The sequence below is a fragment of the Rhodobacter maris genome, from assembly GCF_900217815.1.
In the GTDB taxonomy this organism is placed as follows: Bacteria; Pseudomonadota; Alphaproteobacteria; order Rhodobacterales; family Rhodobacteraceae; genus Rhodobacter; species Rhodobacter maris.
Map to the genome: position 1 here is coordinate 1 of NZ_OBMT01000048.1, position 1,556 is coordinate 1,556.

2 pseudogenes are annotated in these 1,556 nt (G+C 62.5%); both read right to left on the minus strand.

The features are described 5' to 3' along the window. Window positions 1–96: 96 nt before the first annotated feature. Window positions 97–354 (minus strand): annotated as a pseudogene (locus tag CRO22_RS18460) (transposase); the annotation flags it as partial. A 319-nt stretch (window positions 355–673) separates the two neighbouring features. After that, a pseudogene (locus CRO22_RS18465) lies at window positions 674–1,462 on the minus strand (IS110 family transposase); the annotation flags it as partial. Window positions 1,463–1,556 lie beyond the last annotated feature (94 nt).

Below are 1,556 nucleotides of genomic sequence, written 5' to 3' on the forward strand. Positions count from 1 at the left end.
CTCGTCCGTGCCCCGCATCATGATCCCCTCTCGCCGTGAGAAGGGGTGAATCATGTTCTGCATCCAAGGTCGAGGCCGACTATTTCAGCGACCTGCTAGGCCTGCCATCTTGAGCAGGCTGGCCACCATCTCGGTCGTCTGCCGCAGCGGCAGCTTGAACAGGACCTTGATGGTCAAGCAAAACTGGATCGCCGCATCAGAGAACACCGCAGGGCGACCGGGGCCGCCGTCATGCTGCGCAAACCAAGTCATGTTCTTGTCCAACCGGATCAGCAATGACCCGCGCTTGCAAAGCGAAGCGGTGTAGCTGGACCAGTTCGTCGTGCGGTAGCGGGCGGGTGATGGCTTGCTCATATGACCCGTCTAACCACATGGATTCGCGATATGAATCCTTGGTAGACAGGGTATTGCAACATGTATAACCGCCCCATGCGCAAGAGGAATCTTTGGAACTATCTTTGGCGCGTTGTCGGGTGCTGACATGTATCCGGCCTCAGTTGCGGCCATCTCCATGCCGCGGGCCCGTATGGTGTTCGCGGATCAGGCCCCAAATCAACGCCGCGTGCTCGACGGCACTTTGTTGCAGGCTGGTTCCTCTGATCCCGTCTCACGACCGTTGCGCCAAACTGCTCCTTGCCCTCTTTCGCTCCGACGACCTCGCGACCGTGACGGCTTATGCCGCCGCGGCCGGAGACTGGTAAACGCCACCGCGAGCCATCAGAGCCCAGACGATCCGCGCCATCTTGTTCGCCAGTGCCACCCGCACCAGCATCGGTGGCTTGCGTGTGAGCATCCCGCCCAACCAAGTGCCCGGCCTGGCTGTGGCGTGGACATGTCGTTTGATGATCACGCTGTTCGCGCCGATGATCAGCAGCCGCCTCAGCGAGCGCTCACCCATCTTCGTTGTAGCACCGAGGCGCTGCTTGCCCCCGGTGGAATGCTGCTGCGGCGTCAGGCCGAGCCACGCGGCGAAGTCGCGCGCCTTGCGGAACGTCTCGGGTGGCGGCGCCAGGACCGCAATGGCCGTGGCAATCAGCGGCCCGATCCCCGGCACCGTCATGAGCCGCCGGGCCACCTCGTTCTCCTTGGCGCACCGCGCGATCTCGGCATCGAGCTTGCCGATCTCCGTCTCGAGATGGGCGAGGGTCGCGACCAAAACCTTCAGCGTGGCCACGGCATCTGCGGGCAGGCCGCTAGGATCCTCGACGACGGCGATCAGCCGCGCAGCATTGGCTGCTCCCTGCGGCACGATCTGGCCAAACTCGCCCAGATGGCCGCGAAGTGCATTGATCGCCTGCGTCCGCTGCCGGATCAGCAGTTCGCGGACGCGAAAGACCGTCGCGGCGCCCTGGATCTCTTCGCTCTTCACAGGAACAAAACGCATCGTCGGACGCATGGCCGCTTCGCAGATTGCCTCGGCATCGGCTGCGTCATTCTTTTGGCGCTTAACGAAGGACTTAACAGGTCGCTGAAATAGTCGGCCTCGACCTTGGATGCAGAACATGATTCACCCCTTCTCACGGCGAGAGGGGATCATGATGCGGGGCACGGACGAG